Annotated in this window: 20 protein-coding genes and 1 tRNA gene; 20 read left to right on the top strand and 1 reads right to left on the bottom strand. The window is 59.4% G+C overall.

The window, feature by feature from the left end; translation table 11 throughout:
* The first annotated feature begins 65 nt into the window (after positions 1 to 65).
* From dapB to BLP65_RS00850, 5 genes are all read left to right on the top strand, one after another.
* Positions 66 to 872 carry a 4-hydroxy-tetrahydrodipicolinate reductase gene (gene dapB, locus BLP65_RS00870; protein ID WP_092991659.1) on the top strand — a complete coding sequence of 269 codons (807 nt, stop codon included), beginning with the start codon at positions 66 to 68 and terminating at the stop codon, positions 870 to 872.
* 278 nt (positions 873 to 1,150) lie between these two features.
* Entirely contained in the window at positions 1,151 to 2,296 is a 1,146-nt protein-coding gene (gene carA, locus BLP65_RS00865) for a glutamine-hydrolyzing carbamoyl-phosphate synthase small subunit (protein WP_092992287.1), read from the top strand.
* Positions 2,297 to 2,390: 94 nt separating this feature from the next.
* Positions 2,391 to 5,609, top strand: a complete 3,219-nt coding sequence (carB, locus tag BLP65_RS00860; RefSeq protein WP_092991657.1) for a carbamoyl-phosphate synthase large subunit — start codon at positions 2,391 to 2,393, stop codon at positions 5,607 to 5,609.
* On the top strand, positions 5,610 to 6,086 hold the full coding sequence (gene greA / locus BLP65_RS00855) for a transcription elongation factor GreA (RefSeq protein WP_092991655.1): 477 nt from the start codon (positions 5,610 to 5,612) through the stop codon (positions 6,084 to 6,086).
* Between the two features lie 27 nt (positions 6,087 to 6,113).
* Entirely contained in the window at positions 6,114 to 6,581 is a 468-nt protein-coding gene (locus BLP65_RS00850) for a DUF4149 domain-containing protein (RefSeq protein WP_092991653.1), read from the top strand.
* Positions 6,582 to 6,666: 85 nt separating this feature from the next.
* On the opposite strand, the gene yhbY is transcribed toward BLP65_RS00850, so the two are convergent.
* Complete coding sequence (yhbY, locus tag BLP65_RS00845) at positions 6,667 to 6,960, bottom strand: ribosome assembly RNA-binding protein YhbY (RefSeq protein ID WP_092991651.1); 294 nt, start codon at positions 6,958 to 6,960, stop codon at positions 6,667 to 6,669.
* A 264-nt stretch (positions 6,961 to 7,224) separates the two neighbouring features.
* Here yhbY and rlmE point away from each other — a divergent pair, with 264 nt between their 5' ends.
* From rlmE to nuoH, 15 genes are all read left to right on the top strand, one after another.
* Positions 7,225 to 7,842: a 23S rRNA (uridine(2552)-2'-O)-methyltransferase RlmE gene (rlmE, locus tag BLP65_RS00840; RefSeq protein WP_092991649.1), complete on the top strand. Its 618-nt coding sequence runs from the start codon at positions 7,225 to 7,227 to the stop codon at positions 7,840 to 7,842.
* A 75-nt stretch (positions 7,843 to 7,917) separates the two neighbouring features.
* Positions 7,918 to 9,840, top strand: a complete 1,923-nt coding sequence (gene ftsH, locus BLP65_RS00835) for an ATP-dependent zinc metalloprotease FtsH (protein ID WP_092991648.1) — start codon at positions 7,918 to 7,920, stop codon at positions 9,838 to 9,840.
* A gap of 69 nt (positions 9,841 to 9,909) precedes the next feature.
* Positions 9,910 to 10,767, top strand: coding sequence for a dihydropteroate synthase (gene folP, locus BLP65_RS00830; protein ID WP_217631861.1), 858 nt, complete (start codon positions 9,910 to 9,912; stop codon positions 10,765 to 10,767).
* 77 nt (positions 10,768 to 10,844) lie between these two features.
* Positions 10,845 to 12,230 (top strand): phosphoglucosamine mutase, encoded by a 1,386-nt coding sequence (gene glmM / locus BLP65_RS00825; RefSeq protein ID WP_092991644.1) that lies wholly within the window; start codon positions 10,845 to 10,847, stop codon positions 12,228 to 12,230.
* A 36-nt stretch (positions 12,231 to 12,266) separates the two neighbouring features.
* Positions 12,267 to 13,019, top strand: a complete 753-nt coding sequence (gene tpiA, locus BLP65_RS00820) for a triose-phosphate isomerase (protein ID WP_092991642.1) — start codon at positions 12,267 to 12,269, stop codon at positions 13,017 to 13,019.
* A 23-nt stretch (positions 13,020 to 13,042) separates the two neighbouring features.
* A complete protein-coding gene (secG, locus tag BLP65_RS00815; RefSeq protein ID WP_092991640.1) occupies positions 13,043 to 13,417 on the top strand; it encodes a preprotein translocase subunit SecG in 375 nt (124 codons plus the stop codon).
* Positions 13,418 to 13,426: 9 nt separating this feature from the next.
* Positions 13,427 to 13,511: transfer RNA gene (locus BLP65_RS00810), tRNA-Leu, on the top strand.
* Between the two features lie 318 nt (positions 13,512 to 13,829).
* Positions 13,830 to 14,186, top strand: a complete 357-nt coding sequence (locus BLP65_RS00805) for an NADH-quinone oxidoreductase subunit A (RefSeq protein ID WP_092991639.1) — start codon at positions 13,830 to 13,832, stop codon at positions 14,184 to 14,186.
* The gene (locus tag BLP65_RS00800; protein ID WP_092991637.1) at positions 14,177 to 14,653 is read left to right on the top strand and encodes a NuoB/complex I 20 kDa subunit family protein; all 477 of its coding nucleotides are present in this window, start codon (positions 14,177 to 14,179) and stop codon (positions 14,651 to 14,653) included. The genes BLP65_RS00805 and BLP65_RS00800 overlap by 10 nt, the downstream gene beginning before the upstream one ends.
* A 15-nt stretch (positions 14,654 to 14,668) precedes the next feature.
* Entirely contained in the window at positions 14,669 to 15,352 is a 684-nt protein-coding gene (locus tag BLP65_RS00795) for an NADH-quinone oxidoreductase subunit C (protein ID WP_092991636.1), read from the top strand.
* The gene (locus BLP65_RS00790; protein ID WP_092991634.1) at positions 15,345 to 16,598 is read left to right on the top strand and encodes an NADH-quinone oxidoreductase subunit D; all 1,254 of its coding nucleotides are present in this window, start codon (positions 15,345 to 15,347) and stop codon (positions 16,596 to 16,598) included. The genes BLP65_RS00795 and BLP65_RS00790 overlap by 8 nt, the downstream gene beginning before the upstream one ends.
* Complete coding sequence (nuoE, locus tag BLP65_RS00785) at positions 16,598 to 17,095, top strand: NADH-quinone oxidoreductase subunit NuoE (protein WP_092991632.1); 498 nt, start codon at positions 16,598 to 16,600, stop codon at positions 17,093 to 17,095. The genes BLP65_RS00790 and nuoE overlap by 1 nt, the downstream gene beginning before the upstream one ends.
* A 120-nt stretch (positions 17,096 to 17,215) precedes the next feature.
* Positions 17,216 to 18,484 carry an NADH-quinone oxidoreductase subunit NuoF gene (gene nuoF / locus BLP65_RS00780; RefSeq protein ID WP_399350580.1) on the top strand — a complete coding sequence of 423 codons (1,269 nt, stop codon included), beginning with the start codon at positions 17,216 to 17,218 and terminating at the stop codon, positions 18,482 to 18,484.
* 62 nt (positions 18,485 to 18,546) lie between these two features.
* Positions 18,547 to 20,898: an NADH-quinone oxidoreductase subunit NuoG gene (gene nuoG / locus BLP65_RS00775; RefSeq protein ID WP_092991631.1), complete on the top strand. Its 2,352-nt coding sequence runs from the start codon at positions 18,547 to 18,549 to the stop codon at positions 20,896 to 20,898.
* 32 nt (positions 20,899 to 20,930) lie between these two features.
* Positions 20,931 to 21,998 (top strand): NADH-quinone oxidoreductase subunit NuoH, encoded by a 1,068-nt coding sequence (gene nuoH, locus BLP65_RS00770; RefSeq protein WP_092991629.1) that lies wholly within the window; start codon positions 20,931 to 20,933, stop codon positions 21,996 to 21,998.
* Positions 21,999 to 22,014 lie beyond the last annotated feature (16 nt).

Below are 22,014 nucleotides of genomic sequence, written 5' to 3'. Positions count from 1 at the left end.
GGAGAGCGGACGCTCGCTCTGTCCTCTGTGGTGCATAACTGTCAGAACTAGAAGGTAGATCGTAGATGATTCGCATTGGGGTAACCGGCGCCGGCGGGCGCATGGGCAAGACGCTGGTCGAGGCTATTCAGCAGACCGACGGCGTTGAATTGAGTGCCGCTATCGAGCGGGCGGGCAGCTCGCTGGTGGGGACGGATGCCGGTGAGCTGGCGGGCATCGGCAAGCTGGGTGTTACCGTCGTGAACGACCTCGCCAGTGTGGCCGGCGAAATTGATGTCGTGATTGATTTTACGCTCCCTGAGCCGACCGAAAGGCATCTGGCGATCTGCAGGCAGGCGGGAATCCGCATCGTAATCGGCACCACGGGTCTTGATGATGCGCAGAAACAGGCAGTCGCCGACGCCGGTGGGGATATCGGTGTGGTGTTCGCTCCCAACATGAGCGTGGGGGTGAACCTCTCCCTGAAACTGCTGGAGATGACGGCGCGGGTCCTCGGGGATGAAGTCGATATCGAGGTCATCGAGGCGCATCACCGCCACAAGGTGGACGCACCCTCCGGTACCGCACTGCGCATGGGTGAGGTGATTGCCGATACGCTGGGAAGGGACCTCAAGGAGTGTGCGGTCTATGGCCGGGAAGGGCGTACGGGGGAGCGTGATCGCAAGACCATCGGCTTCGAAACCATTCGTGCCGGGGATATCGTCGGTGAGCACACCGTGATGTTCGCGGGCCTGGGGGAGCGGGTTGAGATCACCCACAAGGCCTCCAGCCGCATGACCTTCGCCCAGGGCGCTGTGCGTGCCGCAAAGTGGATCATGGAGGCGGATCACGGGGTTTTCGATATGCAGGATGTGCTCGGCCTGAAAGGGTAGCACTGCTGCTTTAGCGAAGGATGCACAACCTCTGCCGGGTCAAAGAGTTCCGTTGGCTCTGCAGATGTAGTGCCGTGTACCGGTCCTAACTAGGCGTCGGGGCCATTTTTTCCGGGGTGGTTTCCCGCGGCCGTGGACAGATTTACGGCCGATGCAGTACAATTTCGTCCCACCTGAAACAACGGTTAAAAACGTTGTCTAATCACCGAGCTTTCTGAGCGGGAAGGGTCGACTCGACCCCTCCCGCTTCGCATGTCTAAACATTGGAGGTCATCACCTTGCGGCAACCGGCGCTGCTGGCTCTTGAAGACGGCACCCTCTTCTGGGGCGAGTCCATCGGTATTGAGGGGCAGACCGTCGGTGAGGTGGTCTTCAATACCGCGATGACGGGGTATCAGGAGATCCTCACCGACCCTTCATACTACAAACAAATCGTTACACTGACCTATCCGCATATCGGCAATGTCGGCACCAATGCCGAAGACGAGGAGTCGGCCCACGTCTTTGCCAGTGGCCTGGTCATTCGCGATCTGCCTCTGCTTACCAGCAACTGGCGTAGCGAGATGCCGCTCGACAAGTATCTGCAGAAGAACAGCGTGGTGGGCATCGCCGATATCGATACCCGCAGGCTGACGCGTGTCCTGCGCGAGAAAGGCGCCCAGAACGGCTGCATCATGGCCGGCGAACACATCGATGCGAATACTGCCCTGGCGGCGGCCCGCGGTTTTCCGGGTCTGAAGGGGATGGACCTCGCCAAAGAGGTCTCCACCCATCAGCCCTACGAGTGGGCACAGGCGAGCTGGGATCTCGAGAGCGGATTGCCGGGTCATCCCGAAGGACCCATTGAGGAGGCGCTGCCGTATCACGTGGTCACCTGGGATTACGGCATCAAGCGCAATATCCTCCGTATGCTGGTGGATCGCGGTTGCCGTGTCACGGTCGTTCCGGCCGAGACCCCGGTTGAGAAGGTGATGGAACTGAAGCCGGATGGCGTGTTTCTCTCCAATGGGCCGGGCGACCCGGAGCCGTGTGACTATGCGATTCGGGCCATTCAGAAGGTTCTCGATGCCGGAATTCCCACCTACGGCATCTGTCTCGGCCACCAGCTGCTGGCGCTGGCCAGCGGGGCAAAGACCGAAAAGATGAAATTCGGACATCACGGCGCCAACCATCCGGTGCAGGACCTGGAGACCAAAAAGGTGATGATCACCAGTCAGAACCATGGCTTCTCCGTGGATGAATCCAGTCTGCCGGCCAACCTGAAGGCCACCCATCGTTCCCTGTTCGACGGTTCGCTCCAGGGTATTCACCGCACCGACTGTCCGGCCTTCAGTTTCCAGGGTCATCCGGAGGCGAGCCCCGGCCCGCGTGATGTGGCGCCCCTTTTCGACCACTTCATCGATTTGATGAAGGAAGCAAAATAGTGATTAAACCACGGGGAACACGGGGTCCACGGGGAAAATCCCGTCCCCGTGTTCCCCGTGTTCCCCGTGTTCCCCGTGGTGAATTGATAGAGCTATGCCCAAACGCACTGATTTAAACAGCATTCTGATCATCGGCGCCGGTCCCATCGTGATTGGACAGGCCTGTGAGTTCGACTATTCCGGGGCTCAGGCCTGCAAGGCGCTGCGGGAGGAGGGCTACCGGGTGATTCTGGTCAACTCCAATCCGGCCACCATCATGACCGATCCGGAGATGGCCGATGCCACCTACATCGAGCCGATCACCTGGCAGACGGTAGCGGAAATCATCAAGAAGGAGCGTCCCGATGCCTTGCTGCCCACCATGGGTGGCCAGACCGCGCTCAACTGCGCCCTCGATCTCGCCCGAGAGGGCGTGCTGGAAGAGTATGGCGTAGACATGATCGGTGCGACCCGCGAGGCCATCGACAAGGCGGAGGATCGTGACCAGTTCCGCCAGGCGATGCGCAAGATCGGGCTGGACATGCCCAAGTCGGCCATGGCGCACTCCATGGAAGAGGCGCTCCAGGTCCAGGTACAGATCGGCTTCCCGGCCATTATCCGGCCATCTTTCACCATGGGCGGCTCCGGGGGCGGGATTGCCTATAACAAGGAGGAGTTTGTCGAGATCTGCGAGCGCGGTCTGGACCTGTCGCCCACCAAGGAACTCCTGATCGAGGAGTCCATCCTCGGCTGGAAAGAGTACGAGATGGAGGTGGTGCGGGACCACAAGGATAACTGCATCATCATCTGCTCCATCGAGAATTTCGATCCGATGGGCGTGCATACCGGCGATTCCATCACCGTCGCGCCGGCGCAGACGCTGACTGACAAGGAGTATCAGATCATGCGCGACGCCTCTCTCGCGGTCCTGCGGGAGATTGGCGTCGACACCGGCGGCTCCAACGTCCAGTTCTCGGTCAACCCGGATGATGGGCGGCTGATCATTATCGAGATGAATCCGCGTGTCTCCCGCTCCTCGGCGCTGGCCTCGAAGGCCACCGGTTTCCCGATCGCCAAGGTGGCGGCGAAGCTGGCGGTCGGCTACACCCTGGATGAACTGCAGAACGAGATTACCGGGGGGAATACCCCGGCTTCCTTTGAGCCCGCCATCGACTACGTGGTCACCAAGATTCCGCGCTTCACCTTCGAGAAATTCCCGAAGGCGGACAACACGCTCACCACCCAGATGAAGTCGGTGGGCGAGGTGATGGCTATCGGGCGTACCTTCCAGGAGTCGCTGCAAAAGGCGATGCGCGGCCTGGAGACCGGTTCCGATGGGTTTGAGGCCGTGTTCGACGTCTCTGACGAGAATGTCACCGATGACCTGCGCATGGCACTGAGAAAGCCGACTGCCTTGCGGCTGTGGTATGTCGGGGACGCGTTCCGTGCCGGTTTCACGCTGGAAGAGGTCCATGAGTTTTCGCGTATCGATCCCTGGTTCCTGGTCCAGATTCAGGAGCTGATTGCGCTGGAGAAAACCCTCCACGAACGGGGTACCTCCGGACTGGACCGGGATTTCCTCTTCAAGCTCAAGCGCAAGGGCTTTTCCGACCGGCGTATGGCCTTTCTGCTGGGGATTCGTGAAGGCGAGATGCGCAAAATCCGCCGCGAATTGGGTGTGCGTCCCGTCTACAAGCGCGTCGACACCTGCTCCGCGGAGTTCAGCACGGCGACTGCCTACATGTACTCCACCTACGAGGAGGAGTGCGAGGCGCAGCCGTCGGACCGTAACAAGATCATGGTGCTGGGGGGTGGTCCCAACCGGATCGGGCAAGGGATTGAGTTCGATTACTGCTGCGTCCACGCCGCCTTTGCCATGAAGGAAGACGGCTACGAGACCATCATGGTCAACTGCAATCCGGAGACCGTCTCCACCGACTACGATACCTCCGACCGGCTCTATTTCGAGCCGCTGACGCTGGAGGATGTGCTCGAGGTCATCGACCTCGAAAAGCCCAAGGGCGTCATTGTCCAGTATGGTGGGCAAACCCCGCTGAAGCTGGCGCGGGATTTGGAGGCTGCCGGGGCGCCGATTATCGGCACCACGCCGGATTCCATCGATTTGGCCGAGGATCGTGAGCGCTTCCAGAAGATGATCGACAAGCTCGATTTGCGCCAACCGCCCAACCGGACGGCGCGCGCCGCGGAGGATGCGGTACGGCTTGCCGAAGAGATCGGTTATCCGCTGGTGGTGCGGCCCTCCTACGTGCTTGGGGGCCGGGCGATGGAGATCGTCTACAATGAGGCGGAGTTGCGCAGCTATATGCGTGACGCCGTGAAGGTCTCGAACGAGTCCCCCGTGCTGCTGGATCGTTTCCTCGATGATGCCGTCGAAGTCGACGTGGACGCCGTCTGTGATGGCGAAAACGTGGTGATCGGCGGCATCATGGAACATATTGAGCAGGCCGGCGTCCACTCGGGTGATTCGGCCTGTTCACTGCCGCCTTACAACCTGTCGGCCGAGGTCCAGGATGAACTGCGGGTGCAGACGGCAGCCATGGCCAGGGAGTTGAAGGTTATCGGGCTGATGAATACCCAGTTCGCCATCAAGGATAACGACGTCTATGTTCTGGAGGTGAACCCGCGCGCCTCACGCACGGTTCCCTATGTGTCGAAAGCCACCGGTCGCCCCCTGGCCAAGATTGCTGCTCGCTGCATGGTGGGTCAGAGTCTGCCGAGCCAGGGTATCGTCGAGGAGATCGTCCCCGATTATTACTCGGTGAAGGAGGCGGTATTCCCGTTTATCAAGTTCCCGGGTGTCGACCCGATCCTGGGTCCCGAGATGAAGTCCACGGGCGAGGTGATGGGGGTGGGCCGAAGCTTTGGCGAAGCCTATGCCAAATCCCAGTGTGCTGCGGGGATTATTCTGCCGCGCACCGGACGGGCCTTCATCAGTGTGCGTGATGTCGACAAACGCGGCACGGTGCCCATCGCCCGGGCGCTGCTCGAGCTTGGCTTCGAACTGGTTGCCACCGGTGGCACTGCTCAACACCTTCGTGAAGCCGGGATCGAGTGCGAGCGGGTCTACAAGGTGACCGAGGATCGTCCGCACATTGTGGATATGATCAAGAACGATGAGATCAGTTTTATCGTCAATACCACAGAAGGCAAGCAGGCCATCGCAGATTCCTATCTGATCCGGCGTGAGGCCTTGCAGCACAAGGTGACCTATACGACCACCCTGGCAGGGGCCTCGGCGACTTGCGTTGCGATGAAACAGCGAAACAGCACTGAAGTGACCCGGCTTCAGGATTTGCATAGGGAGTTGAAGTAAATGGCAAGCACACCCATGACGCTGCGTGGCGCTGAAAAGCTGCGCGAGGAACTGCATCAGTTGAAGAGCGTGGAACGCCCACAGGTTATTCAGGCCATTGCGGAAGCCCGCGAGCATGGGGATTTGAAGGAGAACGCCGAATACCATGCCGCTCGTGAGCAGCAGGGTTTTATCGAGGGGCGCATCGCCGACATCGAAAGCAAGCTCGGAAATGCCCAGATCATCGATGTTACAAAACTGAATGCCAACGGCAAAGTGGTGTTCGGGGCGACCGTGGACCTGGTCGAGGTCGAATCCGGCGACGAGGTTACCTATCAGATCGTCGGTGAGGATGAGGCCGATATCAAGGCGGGACGTGTATCGGTCGGTTCACCTATTGCGCGCGCGCTAATCGGTAAAGAGATCGACGATGTGGCTGTCGTCCAGGCTCCCGGCGGTGAACGCGAGTACGAAATCGTCGAGATCCGCTACGAGTAAGCGGTTCACTCCCCTTCAGACTCACTGATGAAACGCCTGCGCAGTCCGCTCGAACGCGTGTTGCTGACCCTGTGGGTCGGTGCTCTCTGGGCGACCGGCTATCTGGCTGTGCCGGTCCTCTTTGCCAATCTGGATACCGGCACCGCCGGTAGGCTGGCAGGGCAATTGTTTACCCTGGTCAGTTATATCGGTGTGGGATGCGGCGCAGGGTTGATTCTCCTGCGGGGGAGCAGCTACGGGTGGAGAGTGAGGGACTGGAAGCTCGGAGTTCTGGTGGTCATGGTCGTGCTGGTCATCGTTGGTGAGATGATCGTGCAGCCGCTGATGGCGGAACTCAAGGCCACGGGTCTGGTCGAGGGTAGTCGGCAGGCTGCGGAATTCGGCCGCCTGCACGGCATCGCCTCTATTCTTTATCTCATTGAGAGCCTCGGTGGAGTGGTGCTGGTTGCCTCTGGGCTGGGGCCGGCAGGCTTTCATAAGGCCGCCAATCAGTGATCAACTCCCAAAACATCGCCACGGCGCTCACGGGGGCTGGATAAGGTGGAGAACCCGGTTACTTGCCCCTCGCTATAAGCATCTATTACTTCGGTAGCGTGATCTGTGGTTTCTCCGCCTGGCGATAGAGAACCGCGACGTGGCCGATACGCTGCACGAGTTCCGCCCCGGTAGTACCGGTGATGGCTTCAATCATCGCCTGCCGCTCTTCACGGTCAGCGGCATTGATTCGCATCTTGATGAGTTCATGACGGGTCAGGGCGACATCGACCTCCGCCAACAACGCTTCGCTAATCCCGGCCGCACCAGTCAGCACCACCGGTTTTTTGGAGTGGGCCAGTGTTCTCAGGTACTTCTTTTGTCTTTCGTTCAGGGACATGTTCGGCAACCACTGGGAAACGGAGATCCCGGAATCGTTCAGGTATAATGCACCAACTCCGAGCCGCCCCAGTTTACGCGTGTTGTACCGACGACTCCAGCCTCCAGGCCGGGTAATCTACGGCATTGCAGCCCTGCCATGGCGCAGGCACGGCGGGAGGTGCGCAAAGGTGGGTGGCGCATGGCATCTCGGTTTGGCTCCCTTTACCGCTCCTGAAAATCGGGCGGCCCTTCAATGACTTGTTTGTGTGCTCTGTGGTTTGATATGGCAAGAAGCAAAAGCAGTAAAAAATGGCTGAATGAACATTTCGAGGATGAGTTTGTCAAACGTTCGCAGGCAGAAGGATTTCGTTCCCGGGCAGTCTACAAGCTGACCGAGATCGACGAGAAGGATCGTCTGCTGAGGCCGGGCATTACCGTGATCGATCTCGGGGCGGCCCCGGGGGGATGGTCGCAGGTGGCGGCGGATCGAGTCGGAGCCGGCGGGATGGTCGTTGCACTTGACGTTCTGCCCATGGACCCTTTGCCGGGGGTCAAGGTACTGCTGGGCGATTTTCGGGAACAGGAAGTGCTCGATCACCTGCTCTCGGTCCTCGACCGGCCTGCGGACCTTGTTTTGTCCGATATGTCGCCCAACATTAGTGGTATGAGGACGGTTGATCAGCCAAAAGCCATGTACCTCGCGGAGTTGACGCTGGAACTGGCACGGCAAACTCTTTCTGCGGGAGGGGGTATGGTGGTCAAGGTTTTCCAGGGGGAGGGCTTCGATGCCTTTCTCAAAGAGGTACGTGACTCGTTTCAGTCCGTCGCCATTCGCAAGCCGAAGGCTTCGCGGCCCCGCTCTCGGGAGGTGTACATTGTGGCGAGGAACTATCATGTGTAGTAACGTACTTAACCCTCGTCGGGCGTGTTTTCTACCGCACCGATTCGTGAGATTTTCGATACAAAGAGGCGAGCTTTGAACGATATTGCCAAGAACGTCATCCTCTGGGTGGTTATCGCCATCATCCTGATGTCGGTCTTTAATAACTTCGGACCGCAACGCGCACCCAGCCAGGAGCTTTCCTATTCGCAGTTCCTCTCCGATGTGAAAGCGGGTCGGGTAAAGCGCGTCGAGATTGAGGGCGAGACCGTCCGTGGCCTCACGCAATCGGGCGAGAGCTTCGAGACCTACGCACCGGAAGACCCGGGGCTGATTGCCGATCTGCTCAATAACGGTGTAGCGGTCGAGGCCAAGCCACCCGAGAGCCAATCGCTGCTCACCCAGATCTTTATCTCCTGGTTCCCGATGCTGCTGTTAATCGGCGTGTGGATATTCTTCATGCGCCAGATGCAGGGTGGCGGCGGCGGCCGTGGCGCCATGTCGTTCGGCAAGAGCAAGGCCAGGCTGCTCGGTGAGGACCAGGTGAAGGTGACCTTCAGTGACGTGGCCGGTGTCGAGGAGGCCAAGGATGATGTCTCCGAACTGGTCGAGTTCCTGCGTGATCCGGGCAAATTCCAGAAGCTCGGCGGCAAGATACCCCGTGGCGTGCTGATGGTGGGCCCGCCGGGCACCGGTAAGACACTGCTCGCCAAGGCCATTGCCGGCGAGGCAAAGGTACCGTTCTTTACCATTTCCGGCTCCGACTTCGTGGAGATGTTCGTGGGTGTGGGTGCTTCCCGTGTACGCGACATGTTCGAACAGGCGAAAAAGCATGCGCCCTGCATCATCTTTATCGACGAGATCGATGCCGTTGGCCGTCACCGTGGCGCCGGCCTGGGCGGCGGGCATGATGAGCGTGAACAGACGCTGAACCAGTTGCTGGTGGAGATGGACGGTTTCGAGGGCAACGAGGGCGTTATCGTCATCGCCGCTACCAACCGTCCCGATGTACTCGACCCGGCACTGTTGCGTCCCGGCCGCTTCGATCGCCAGGTGGTGGTGCCTCTGCCGGACCTCCGTGGTCGCGAACAGATCCTCAAGGTGCACATGCGCAAGGTGCCTCTGGGTGATGATGTCAATGCGTCCATCATCGGCCGCGGCACACCCGGTTTCTCCGGGGCAGATCTGGCCAACCTGGTCAATGAAGCGGCCCTGTTTGCAGCCCGTGGCAATAGTGCGACCGTGAAGATGGATCACTTCGAACGCGCCAAGGATAAAATCATGATGGGCGCCGAGCGCAAGTCCATGGTGATGAACGAGGACGAGAAGAAACTCACCGCTTACCATGAGGCGGGGCATGCCATTGTCGGCCTCTCCGTGCCGGATCATGATCCGGTGCACAAGGTGACCATCATCCCGCGCGGTCGTGCGCTCGGTGTGACGCTGTTTCTTCCGGAGGAGGATCGCTACAGCTACTCCAAGCAGCGGCTGCAGAGTCAGATATCCAGTCTGTTCGGCGGGCGGCTGGCCGAGGAGCTGGTTTTCGGTCCCGAGCGGGTAACCACCGGTGCCTCCAATGACATTCAGCGCGCCACCGAGCTGGCCCGTAATATGGTCACCAAGTGGGGACTGTCGGACAAGCTGGGGCCGCTCACCTATGGTGAAGATGAAGGTGAGGTCTTCCTCGGGCATCAGGTCACACAGCACAAGAACGTGTCGGATGAGACTGCTCATATCATTGATGAGGAAGTGCGGTCTCTTATCGGGACGAACTATGAGCGGGCCCGGACGATTCTTATTGATCATACCGACAAGCTGCACATGATGGCCGATGCCCTGATCAAGTATGAAACCATCGATTCGAAGCAGATCAAGGACATCATGGAGGGCCGTCCCCCGAGGCCTCCGGAGGACTGGGATGGTGAAGAGCCGGGCACCGGTCCGGGAAGTCCCGTTACCGCTGGCAAGGACGGCAAGACCAGCGGTGGTCAGGTGGGGGACCCTGCCGGCCAGCACTGAGCTTGCCTGCGTTCGAAAAAAACGCCCCCCGACCGGTGGGGCGTTTTCTTTTTCGGTATACTGAAAATCATGGAATACACCCAACCGATTACCACGATGTATCTGGATTGTGGGGGAAAACCGCTCGACCTCTCTTTTCCCCGGGCTATGGGGATCCTCAACGTCACTCCCGATTCCTTTTCCGATGGCGGCCGATGGAGCGACTCCGACGCCGCCGTGGCCCAGGGGCGGCGCATGGCAGAAGCTGGAGCTGCCATTGTTGATGTGGGCGGGGAGTCCACTCGTCCCGGTTCCGAGCCGGTGTCGACCCAGGAGGAGCTGGACCGCGTCATTCCCGTCATCGAACGGCTTGCTGCCGAACTGCCGATACCCATCTCCATCGACACCAGCAAACCGGAGGTCATGCGGGAGGCCGTCAATGCCGGTGCCGGGATGATCAACGATGTCTTTGCTCTGCGGCGGGAGGGTGCGTTGCAGGCTGCCGCGGAATTGAACGTACCGGTTTGCCTCATGCACATGCAGGGAGAACCGCGATCCATGCAGGCGACGCCTCAATATCGCGATGTGGTCGGGGATGTGTTCGGCTTTCTGGCCGATCGGATCGCCGACTGTGAAGCGGGAGGGATTGCGAGGGAGCGGATCATCGTCGACCCCGGATTCGGCTTTGGCAAGACCCTGCCCCACAATCTGGAGCTACTGCGGAATTTGCCTCGGTTCCTGGAACTGGGAGCCCCCGTTCTGGTAGGCATGTCGCGCAAATCGATGATTGGTGCCGTTCTCGAGAACGCCCCGGTGGAGCGGCGTCTTCACGGCAGCATAGCGGCTGCCTCGCTGTCAGCATGGCTCGGCGCCCGCTTGATCCGGGTTCACGATGTGGAACCGACGGTCGATGCCCTGCGCGTGGTGACAGCAGCTTCCGGGGTGTGAACTGGATATCGCCAGAAGCAGGAGCGTTCCGCTAGGCTTTTGGCACGAACAACAAAAGTCATGAAAGGGAGATTTACGTGGGGCGCAAGTATTTTGGCACCGATGGTATTCGTGGACGAGTCGGGGAGTTTCCGATTACACCGGAGTTTGTTCTGAAGCTGGGATGGGCCGCCGGCCAGGTCCTGTCCAACGGGGAGAAGGGCAAGGTCCTGATTGGCAAGGATACTCGTATTTCCGGATACATGTTCGAGTCGGCGCTGGAAGCGGGTCTCTCTTCCGCCGGTCTCGATATTCTCCTGCTGGGACCCATGCCGACTCCGGCGGTTGCCTATCTGACGCGAACCCTGCGGGCCAGTGCAGGTATCGTCATCAGCGCTTCCCATAATCCGTTTCAGGACAACGGCATCAAGTTCTTTTCCACTGAAGGCTCGAAGTTGCCGGATGAGGTGGAGCTGGCGATTGAGGAGCGACTGGAGCAGCCCATGTCCACGGTGCAGTCTTCCGCGCTGGGAAAGGCGGTTCGGGTGGATGATGCGCCCGGTCGCTATATCGAGTTTTGTAAAAGTACTTTTCCCCGTCACCTCAGTCTCAAGGGGCTGCATCTCGTGGTCGATTGTTCAAACGGTGCCACCTACCACGTTGCTCCCAGTGTATTCCGTGAACTTGGCGCCAGGGTCGATACGATCGGCGCTGATCCCGATGGGCTCAATATCAACGTCGAGTGCGGTTCGACAGAACCTGAACAGTTGAGTCTGGCAGTGATAGAGCGCGGCGCCGATGCGGGCATCGCCCTCGATGGTGACGGTGACCGGGTCATCATGGTCGACCACAAGGGCGATGTGGTGGATGGTGATGAGCTCCTGTTCATCATTGCCCGCGAGCAGCATCGACAGGAAGCCGTTGCCGGTGTGGTCGGGACGTTGATGAGCAATCTCGGTATGGAGCGCGCCCTCAAGGCCGCCAATATCGATTTCCAGCGCGTCAAGGTGGGCGACCGTTATGTTCTGGAACGCCTCCGGCAAAACGGCTGGCTGTACGGGGGAGAATCCTCCGGGCACCTGTTGTGTCTGAATCACGCCACTACCGGCGACGGCATCGTCTCCGCCCTGCAGGTTCTGGCGGCGATTGCGCAAACCGGGCGGCCGCTCAATGAACTCAAGGCGGGCATGACGAAATACCCGCAGGTCATGATCAATGTACGCACCACGGCCGGTTTCGACTTGGAGGAGTGCGCTGAGGTGCAGGATGCGGTTCGTGCCGCCGAGGCAGAGTTGAACGGTACCGGTCGTGTGCTTCTGCGTCCTTCGGGGACCGAACCGCTGGTGCGGGTGATGGTGGAGGGGGAAGAACTCGAGCTGGTGGAGTGTGTCGCCCGCGGGTTGGCCGATGCCGTGGAGGCCGCGATTGCGGTGACCAACAATCAGGATGCCCATCCGATTGATTTATCCGGTTCTAGCAGGTAAGCTTCGCGCCTGTTTTCGAAGGACAGGGGAGAAACGATGCGTCGAGCGTTGATAGCTGGCAACTGGAAGATGAACGGTTCCAGGGAAGCAAACCGGGAACTGCTTGACGGCATCAAGGCCGGCATCGGCGAGGTCAGTGGAAGTGACTTGGCGGTCTGTCCGCCTTTCGTCTATATCCCCGAAGTGGCCGAGCAGCTGGCGGGCACCCCGGTGAAGTGGGGCGCTCAGAATGTCAGCCACGAGTCTTCGGGCGCCTTCACTGGCGAAGTCGCCCCCGCAATGGTGAGGGAGTTTGGCTGCGTATACGTGATTATCGGCCACTCCGAGCGTCGGACCCTCTACGGCGAAACCGACGAAGAGGTTGCAAAGAAATTTGTAGCGGCCCGTGCCGCGGGTTTGACGCCGATTGTTTGCGTTGGTGAAACCCTCGAAGAGCGCGAGCAGGACGTGACTGAGGATGTCGTGGGTCGCCAGATGGATGCCGTGATTGCCGCTGAGGGCGCTGCTGCGCTGGCGGGTGCGGTGATCGCCTACGAGCCGGTCTGGGCCATTGGTACGGGCAGGACCGCGACACCGGAGCAGGCGCAGGCCGTACATGCGTTCATTCGGCAGCGAGTGGCGGCAAAAGACGCTAACGTAGCCGAAGGGCTGCAGATCCTCTATGGCGGCAGTATGAAACCTGAAAACGCCGCCGAATTGATGGCAAAGCCGGATATTGACGGCGGACTGATTGGTGGGGCCTCCCTGAAGGCCGACCAATTCCTGGCCATTGCCAAGGCCGCCAACTGAATCGGTTAACGAAATAGATAGTAATGGAAAGCGTACTGCTCATCGTTCATCTCGTCGCCGCAGCGGCTCTGGTCGTACTCGTGCTTTTGCAGCAGGGTAAAGGGGCCGACATGGGCGCCGCCTTCGGGGCGGGCGCCTCGGCGACCGTCTTCGGCTCCCAGGGCTCGGCTTCATTCCTGACTCGAGGCACGGCCACACTGGCTGCCGTTTTTTTCCTGACGAGTCTTTCCCTGGCCTATTTTTCCGGGCAAAATGTCGTGCGCAAGAGCGTGACCGAGCTGCCTGCTATAGAGCAGCCGCGCGAGGCACCGGCTCCTACCGATATTCCGGCGGCTCCAGGCTCCGCAGAGGGCGGTGATGCTCCGGCAGTACCTCGGGACGTCCCAAGGCCCGAATAAGATTTCTTTGCCGAAGTGGTGGAATTGGTAGACACGCCATCTTGAGGGGGTGGTGGGGCAACCCGTGCCGGTTCGAGTCCGGCCTTCGGCACCAATTTGATCTAATAAAAACAACCAACGGTATTGCGGACCATGCGGTCCGCACCCCTTCAGCCATTGACGAGAACAATCGACAAGAACGCGGCTGGACGATAGTTTTGTACCCGCGCCACGGCGGGCAGGAATCGTTGCAGGGTATCAAGGCCCTTGTGCGGCATAGGACTCTGCGGTTTCGTCTGTTTAACTCCCTGAATCGCTAAGGTTTTTGAACGTCACCGGCTTGACCGCTCTCGTCGGCCCCCCTAGACTGACAGCCTTTCCGAATCGTTTTGGATGGCGGACGGTCCGTAGCCGCGAGGGATGAGGTTGTCGCATGCTTGAAAATTATTTGCCCATCCTGATTTTCATCGTCGTGGGTGTTGTCGTCGGCGGTGCGATGATGGTGCTCGGGTTCATCTTGGGGCCACACCGGCCCGATACCGCCAAGCTTTCAGCGTACGAATGTGGCTTCGAGGCTTTTGAAGACACGCGCATGAAATTCGATGTGCGGTTTTACCTGGTCGCCATCCTTTTCATTATTTTCGATCTCGAAATCGCTTTTCTCTTTCCCTGGGCTATTGTCCTCAAGGATATCGGCCTGTTTGGCTTTTCGGCCATGATGCTGTTCCTGGGCATTCTCGTGATTGGTTTCATCTATGAATGGAAGAAGGGGGCCCTGCAGTGGGAGTAGAAGGCATCCTCGAAAAGGGTTTCGTCACCACCTCGGCTGACAAGCTGATCAATTGGGCAAGGACCGGCTCCATGTGGCCCATGACCTTCGGGTTGGCCTGTTGCGCGGTGGAAATGATGCATGCCGGTGCGGCTCGCTATGACCTTGATCGTTTCGGGATCCTGTTTCGGCCCAGCCCCCGACAATCGGATGTCATGATCGTGGCCGGTACGCTATGCAATAAAATGGCACCTGCCCTGCGCAAGGTATATGACCAGATGGCCGAGCCGCGTTGGGTGATTTCCATGGGCTCCTGTGCCAACGGCGGCGGCTATTACCATTATTCGTACTCTGTGGTGCGCGGTTGTGACCGAATTGTGCCGGTGGATATCTATGTGCCGGGCTGCCCCCCTACCGCCGAGGCCCTGCTTTACGGTATCTTGCAACTGCAGAACAAGATCCGGCGGACCAACACTATTGCCCGCTAACCTTCCGGAGCGCACATGTCCGACTACTACCTGCAGTTAGCGAATCGTGTTGAAAAGTACTTCGGCAGTGATGGTGTGAAGACTCGTGTCGTTGGCAGCGAGCTGACGGTCGAGGTGAGGCCGGAACAGCTTTTGAATCTGTGCACCGAACTCCGTGACCAGCCGCAGTTCGGATTCGAGCAGCTTATGGACGTCTGTGGAGTGGACTACTCCACCTACGGGCAGGGGAGCCTCGATACGCGTGAGTATCATCTCGCCTCGCCTGCCGGCGAACAGCAAAACCGGCACTGGGAAGGCCCTCGCTTTGCTGTCGTTTATCACTTGCTTTCGATCACCAATAACCACCGGCTTCGGCTGCGCGTGTTCGCTTCCGATGATGAACTGCCGATCATACCGTCGGTTGTCGAGGTATGGGATTCGGCCGATTGGTATGAGCGTGAGGCGTTCGACCTCTTTGGTATTGTGTTTGACGGCCATCTGGACCTGCGCCGGATTCTTACCGATTACGGTTTTATCGGCCATCCATTTCGCAAGGACTTCCCCCTGTCGGGAAATGTCGAGATGCGGTACGACCCGGAAAGGCAACGGGTGGTTTATGAGGCGGTGAGTATCGAGCCGAGAAGCCTCGTACCGCACATCATCCGGGAAGACCATCGTTTTGCCGAGCCCGAGACCAAGGGAGAGAGTTCCGGTGCCTGAAATTCGCAACTACACCATGAACTTCGGGCCACAGCATCCTGCGGCGCACGGGGTGTTGCGCCTGGTCCTGGAGATGGACGGGGAGGTCGTGGAGCGTGCGGATCCCCATATCGGGCTACTGCACCGCGCGACCGAAAAACTGGCCGAAAACAAGCATTATCTCCAGTCGCTCCCCTATATGGATCGGCTCGATTACGTCTCCATGATGTGCAATGAGCACGCCTACTGCATGGCGATCGAAAAGCTCGCCGGAATCGAGGTGCCGATTCGGGGGCAGTATATCCGGGTGATGTTCGATGAAATCACCCGCATTCTGAATCACCTGCTGTGGCTCGGCTCCCATGCGCTGGATGTAGGGGCGATGACCATGTTCCTTTACTGCTTTCGCGAACGCGAGGACCTGATGGACTGCTATGAAGCGGTCTCGGGTGCGCGTCTGCACGCGGCCTACTACAGGCCCGGAGGCGTCTATCGCGATCTGCCCGATTCGATGCCGCAGTACGAGTCATCCAAGTGGCACGACGACAAGGAGGTCGAAGCCCTCAATCGTCCGCGGCAGGGTTCGCTGCTCGACTTTATCGAGGACTTCACCAATCGTTTTCCGAAACTGGTAGACGAGTATGAAACGCTTCTGACGGAGAACCGGATCTGGAAGCAGCGTACGGTTGATATCGGAGTGGTCTCGCCCGAAAGGGCCCTGCAGCTGGGTTTTAGCGGCCCGATGCTGCGAGGCTCGGGGATTGAGTGGGATCTTCGCAAGAAGCAGCCCTACGACGTTTATGATCAGCTCGATTTCGACGTTCCGGTTGGCACCAATGGCGACTGCTACGACCGCTACCTGGTGCGTATGGAGGAGTTCCGGCAGAGCAATCGCATCATCAAACAGTGTGTGGACTGGCTGCGCAAGAATCCGGGGCCGGTAATGGCGGATGACCACAAGGTGACGCCGCCATCGCGTACCGAGATGAAGGGCAACATGGAAGCGCTCATTCACCACTTCAAGCTCTTCTCTGAGGGGATTTCCCTCCCGAAAGGAGAGGCTTATGCCGCGGTGGAACACCCCAAGGGGGAGTTCGGGATCTATCTGGTCTCCGATGGCGCCAATCGCCCCTACCGGCTCAAGATCCGCGCTCCGGGATTCGCCCACCTCTCCGCATTGAATGAAATGACTCGTGGTCACATGATTGCCGACGTGGTGGCGGTGATCGGTACGCAGGATATCGTTTTTGGGGAGATCGACCGCTGATGGCGCAACCGGGAAACATCGAATTACTGACATCGGAAACCCGAGCCGAGATCGACTCCTGGATCGCCAAGTACCCGTCCGATCAGCAGCAGTCGGCGGTCATGGCTGCCCTGCGCATTGCGCAGGAGCAAAATGACGGTTATCTGACGGATGCCCTCATCGGGGCCATAGCCGCCTACCTGGATATGCCTGCGGTTGCGGTTTATGAAGTGGCGACCTTCTATTCGATGTATGAGCTCAATCCGGTCGGGCGTCACAAGCTTTCCATCTGCACCAACATCTCCTGCATGCTGCGCGGTTCGGATGAGGTAGTGGAGCATCTGGAAAAGCGTTTGGGAATCAAGCTCGGCGAGACCACGGCCGATGGAAAGTTCACCCTCAAAGAGGTGGAGTGCCTTGGGGCCTGCGTGAATGCACCGATGCTACAGTCGGGCCGGGAGTATATTGAAAACCTGACCCCTGAGACGCTGGATCGTCTGCTGGACACTCTTGAATGAATGTGACTTGCTGGTTACCCGTCGCTTGTCGCGAGTGGTCCGCTGACCCCAAGTGGGCGGATACGCTCGATGTAAAGCCGGCTCGTTAATCAGTAACCGGAAACCAGTAGCCCGTTGATTATGAAAACTAACCAGATATGCTTCCGCACACTGCACCTCGAAAATGCCTGGACGCTGGAGGCTTACAAGAGCGTCGGCGGCTATCAGGTGCTGGAGCGCATTCTCAAGGAGCAGACGTCAGCGGACGATATTATCGCCGAGCTGAAGACGTCGGCTCTGCGTGGCCGCGGGGGTGCGGGGTTCCCGACCGGGCTCAAGTGGAGCTTTATGCCGCGAGGTGTCCCCGGACAGAAGTACATCGTCTGCAATTCGGATGAAGGCGAGCCGGGTACCTGCAAGGATCGCGACATCCTTCGCTATAACCCTCATCAGCTGATCGAAGGTATGGCTATCGCCGGTTATACGATCGGCGCCAGCATGGGGTACAACTATATTCGTGGCGAGTTCTGGGAGCCGTATGAACGCTTCCAGGGCGCGCTCGAAGAGGCGCGCGCAGCGGGGCTGCTCGGCAAGGATCTTTTTGGCAGTGGGTTCGATTTCGATATCGAAGCCCATCTCGGCGCCGGTGCGTATATCTGCGGCGAGGAGACGGCGCTGCTCGAATCCCTCGAGGGCAAAAAGGGGCAGCCGCGATTCAAGCCCCCGTTCCCGGCCAGCTATGGTCTCTATGGTCGTCCGACCACCATTAACAACACCGAGTCACTCGCCTCGGTGCCCGTGATCCTGGAAAAGGGCGGTCAGTGGTTCCTGGAGCTAGGCAAGCCGAACAACGGCGGCAACAAGCTTTTTTCCGTATCCGGACACGTGGAAAAACCGGGCAATTATGAAATTCCCCTGGGTACTCCGTTTGCCGAACTGCTGGAAATGGCCGGAGGCGTCTGGAAAGGGCGCAAACTGAAGGCGGTCATTCCGGGCGGCAGTTCCACCCCGGTGCTGCCGGCGGATGCGGCGATGGGCATGGACATGGATTATGACTCCATCGCCAAGGCCGGTTCGATGCTGGGGGCGGGCTCTGTCATCATTATGGACGAGACCACCTGCATGGTCAGGGCCCTCGCACGACTCTCCCACTTCTATTTTGAAGAGTCCTGCGGCCAGTGTACGCCATGCCGCGAAGGTACAGGCTGGCTTACCCGCATGGTGCACCGCATCGAGCATGGCGAGGGTAGCCCCGAGGACCTGGAAAAACTGGACCGGGTGGCCGGCAACATCATGGGGCATACCATTTGCGCCCTGGGCGATGCGGCCGCGATGCCGGTGCGCAGTTTCCTGAAACACTTCCGTGAAGAGTTCGAGAGTCATATCGAACACGGCAAGTGCATGGTTTAGGCCGGTAACGGCAAGTCTCCGCAAGATTCCGCTCACGTTGGCGAGAGAACGCTGGAAAGAACATGGTTGACATCGAAATCAACGGCGAAATGATTGAAGCCGAAGAGGGTGCGATGGTAATCGAAGCCGCCGATGCGGCCGGGATCACCATTCCACGCTTCTGCTATCACAAGAAGCTTTCCATTGCCGCCAATTGCCGTATGTGCCTGGTTGAAGTGGAAAAGGTCGGCAAGCCCGTTCCCGCCTGCGCTACGCCGGTCACCGGTGGGATGAAGGTCTATACCCGTTCGCCCAAAGCGATCGCTGCGCAGCGATCGGTGATGGAATTCCTGCTCATCAATCACCCTCTGGACTGCCCCATCTGTGATCAGGGCGGGGAGTGTGACCTGCAGGAAATGGCGATGGGTTTCGGTAACGATATCTCGCGCTACAACGAGGGCAAGCGTGTTATCCGGGACAGAAACATCGGGCCGCTCATCTCCACCGACATGACCCGATGCATCCACTGCACGCGTTGCGTCCGCTTTGGACAGGAGATTGCGGGCATGATGGAGTTGGGAGCACCTGGTCGTGGCGAGCACATGCGGATCACCACCTATCTGGAGGATGCGGTCGAATCCGAGCTGTCGGGCAATGTCATTGATCTTTGCCCGGTGGGTGCCCTGACCTCAAAGCCCTATCGCTATACGGCGCGCCCCTGGGAGTTGGACGTGCACAACAGCGTGTCCCCCCACGATTGTGTCGGCGCCAATCTGCGGGTGGATACGCGCGCCTCTCGCGTCATGCGTGTTGGTCCCCGGGAGAATGAAGAGGTCAATGAGACCTGGCTGGCCGACCGGGACCGTTTCAGTTACACCGCTTTGTATGACAATGACCGGCTCAAGACGCCACTGATCAAGAAAGATGGTCAATGGCAGGAGGCTGATTGGGATACCGCATTGACGTTCGCAGCCGATGGCCTCAAGCGAATCATCGCCCGGGACGGGGCAACGAATCTGGGAGCACTGGCCGCCGACTGGTCCACTACCGAAGAGCTCTATCTGCTTCAGAAACTCATGAGGAAGCTCGGCTCATCGAATATTGACCATCGGGTACGGCAGCAGGACTTTTCGGATCAGGACGCGATGCCGAGCTTTCCCTGGCTCGGGCAATCGATCGCCTCACTCAGCAGCCTGGATGCAGCGCTGCTGGTGGGTTCCAATGTGCGCCACGAGCAGCCGCTGCTTGGCCAGCGTTTGCGTCAGGCCGCCCTGAAGGGAGCCAGGATATCGTTTATCAACCCCATGGATTATGACTTCCACTTCCCCGTGGAAGAGACACTGGTGGATGCCCCGGCGGCCATGCTTGGTCAGCTGGCCGCTGTGGTGAGCGCAGCCGCCGAACAGCAGGGTGTTACCGTCGAGGGGCTCGATCCCCTGGTCTCCGTGGACATCGATGATCGACATCAGGCCATCGCCCGCTCCTTGATCGAAGCCAAAAACGGCACGGTATTGATGGGCAACATCAGTGCGTACCACCCCGCGGCCGGTGCGTTGCGGCAACTGGGGGCGCAATTGGCCGAGCTGGCGGACGTGCGCTTCGGGTATCTGGCCGAGGGCGGCAACAGTGCCGGCGCCTGGCTGGCCGGGACGTTGCCGCATCGCGGGGTGGCCGGGTCCGAGGTCGGTGCGGGCAAGGACTGGAAGGCGATGTTCGAATCCGGCCTGGCAGGTTACGTGTTACTGGGACTGGAGCCGGAACGCGACTGTATCGATCCGGTGCTGGCCACACGCGCGCTGGAAGCGACCGAGTTCGTGGTTGCGCTATCCGCTTACGACAGCCCCGCCATGCGCCAGTATGCTGATGCCATTCTGCCCATCGCGCTCTACCCGGAAACCTCCGGTACCTATGTGAATGGCGAAGGTCGCTGGCAGAGTTTTACTGGCTGTGCCAACCCGCCGGGAGAAGCACGGCCGGCCTGGAAGCTACTGCGGGTGTTCGGCAATCTGCTGGATATCGAAGGCTTCGGCTATATGGGCTCCGACGAAGTGTTCGCCGAAGTGCAGGGCGCATGCAGTGATCTCCGGCCGGATAACGGTCGTGCCTGGCAGGCGCCTACCCCCGGGCCGGCTCCCACCGGCATTGTGCGAATCACGGATTTCCCAATCTATGCTGTGGATCCGATGGTGCGGCGATCCGCACCGCTGCAGGATACGGCACTTGCTGCTCCGGTGGCGGTGCACGCTTGTGCCGACACTCTGGCCGATGCGGATCTGAGTGGTGCCGGACGGCTCCGGGTTCGCTGCGGTGACAGCGATATCGAACTGCCGGTGGTGGCGGATGAACGGGTTCCGCGGGGGAGCATCTACATCGCCTCGGGGGGTTACGAACCCCTGGGTGGTGCCTTCGCGAGCATTGAGCTCACGCGGGCGTAGGAAAAAGAACAAGAAGTGGACGGGATACCCCGATGACCGAATTTCTGCAAACCACATTTATGGAATGGGGCCTGCCTGAATGGCTGGCTATCGGCCTGACCATTCTGCTCCAGATCGCCCTGATACTCGGGCCGCTGTTTGCTGCCGTGGCTTACCTTACGCTCGCCGAGCGCAAGGTGATCGGGTATATGCAGGTGCGAATCGGACCCAACCGGGTCGGGCCGCGCGGTCTGCTGCAGCCGATTGCAGATGCGCTGAAGCTGATGTTCAAGGAGATCATCATCCCGACCGGCGCGGATAAAAAACTGTTCCTGATCGCACCGGTGCTGGCGATGGCCCCTTCACTGGCAGCCTGGGCGGCCCTTCCTGTTGCCGACGGTTGGGTGCTGGCGGATATCAATGCCGGTCTGTTGTACGTCCTGGCGATCACCTCGATGGGAGTTTACGGGGTGATCATCGCCGGCTGGGCCTCCAACTCCAAGTATGCGTTCCTTGGCGCCATGCGTTCGGCGGCCCAGATCGTTTCCTACGAGATTGCCATGGGATTTGCTCTGGTCGGGGTTCTGATGGCCGCCGGTAGCCTGAATCTCGGCCAGATAGTGACGAGCCAACAGGGTGAATACGGCCTGTTCAGCTGGTTCTGGTTGCCGTTGCTGCCACTGTTCGTCATCTATTTCGTCTCCGGTGTCGCGGAGACCAACCGTGCTCCGTTTGATGTGGCCGAAGGCGAGTCGGAGATTGTCGCCGGCTTCCATGTGGAGTATTCCGGCATGGCTTTTGCCGTATTTTTCCTTGGCGAATACGCCAATATGATCCTGATTTCGGCCCTTGCCGCACTGCTGTTCCTGGGTGGTTGGCTGTCGCCTTTCCAGGGCTGGACCGACACCTGGCTCGGCCAGTCGAGCATCATCTGGATGCTGCTGAAAACCAGCTTCTTTCTGTTTTTGTACCTGTGGTTCCGCGCCACCTTTCCGCGCTATCGGTATGACCAGATCATGCGTCTGGGCTGGAAGGTGTTTATCCCCATAACCATCGTCTGGATCGTGGTGGTCGGTGGCCTCGTCATGGGCGAGGTAGGCCCATGGTTCGCGGTTGCCTGAAGCGGGAGAGATAAAA

The organism is Thiohalomonas denitrificans, from assembly GCF_900102855.1.
Lineage (GTDB): Bacteria > Pseudomonadota > Gammaproteobacteria > Thiohalomonadales > Thiohalomonadaceae > Thiohalomonas > Thiohalomonas denitrificans.
Note: the sequence above shows the minus strand (reverse complement) of the source record. Positions and strands in the feature narration are given on the sequence as shown.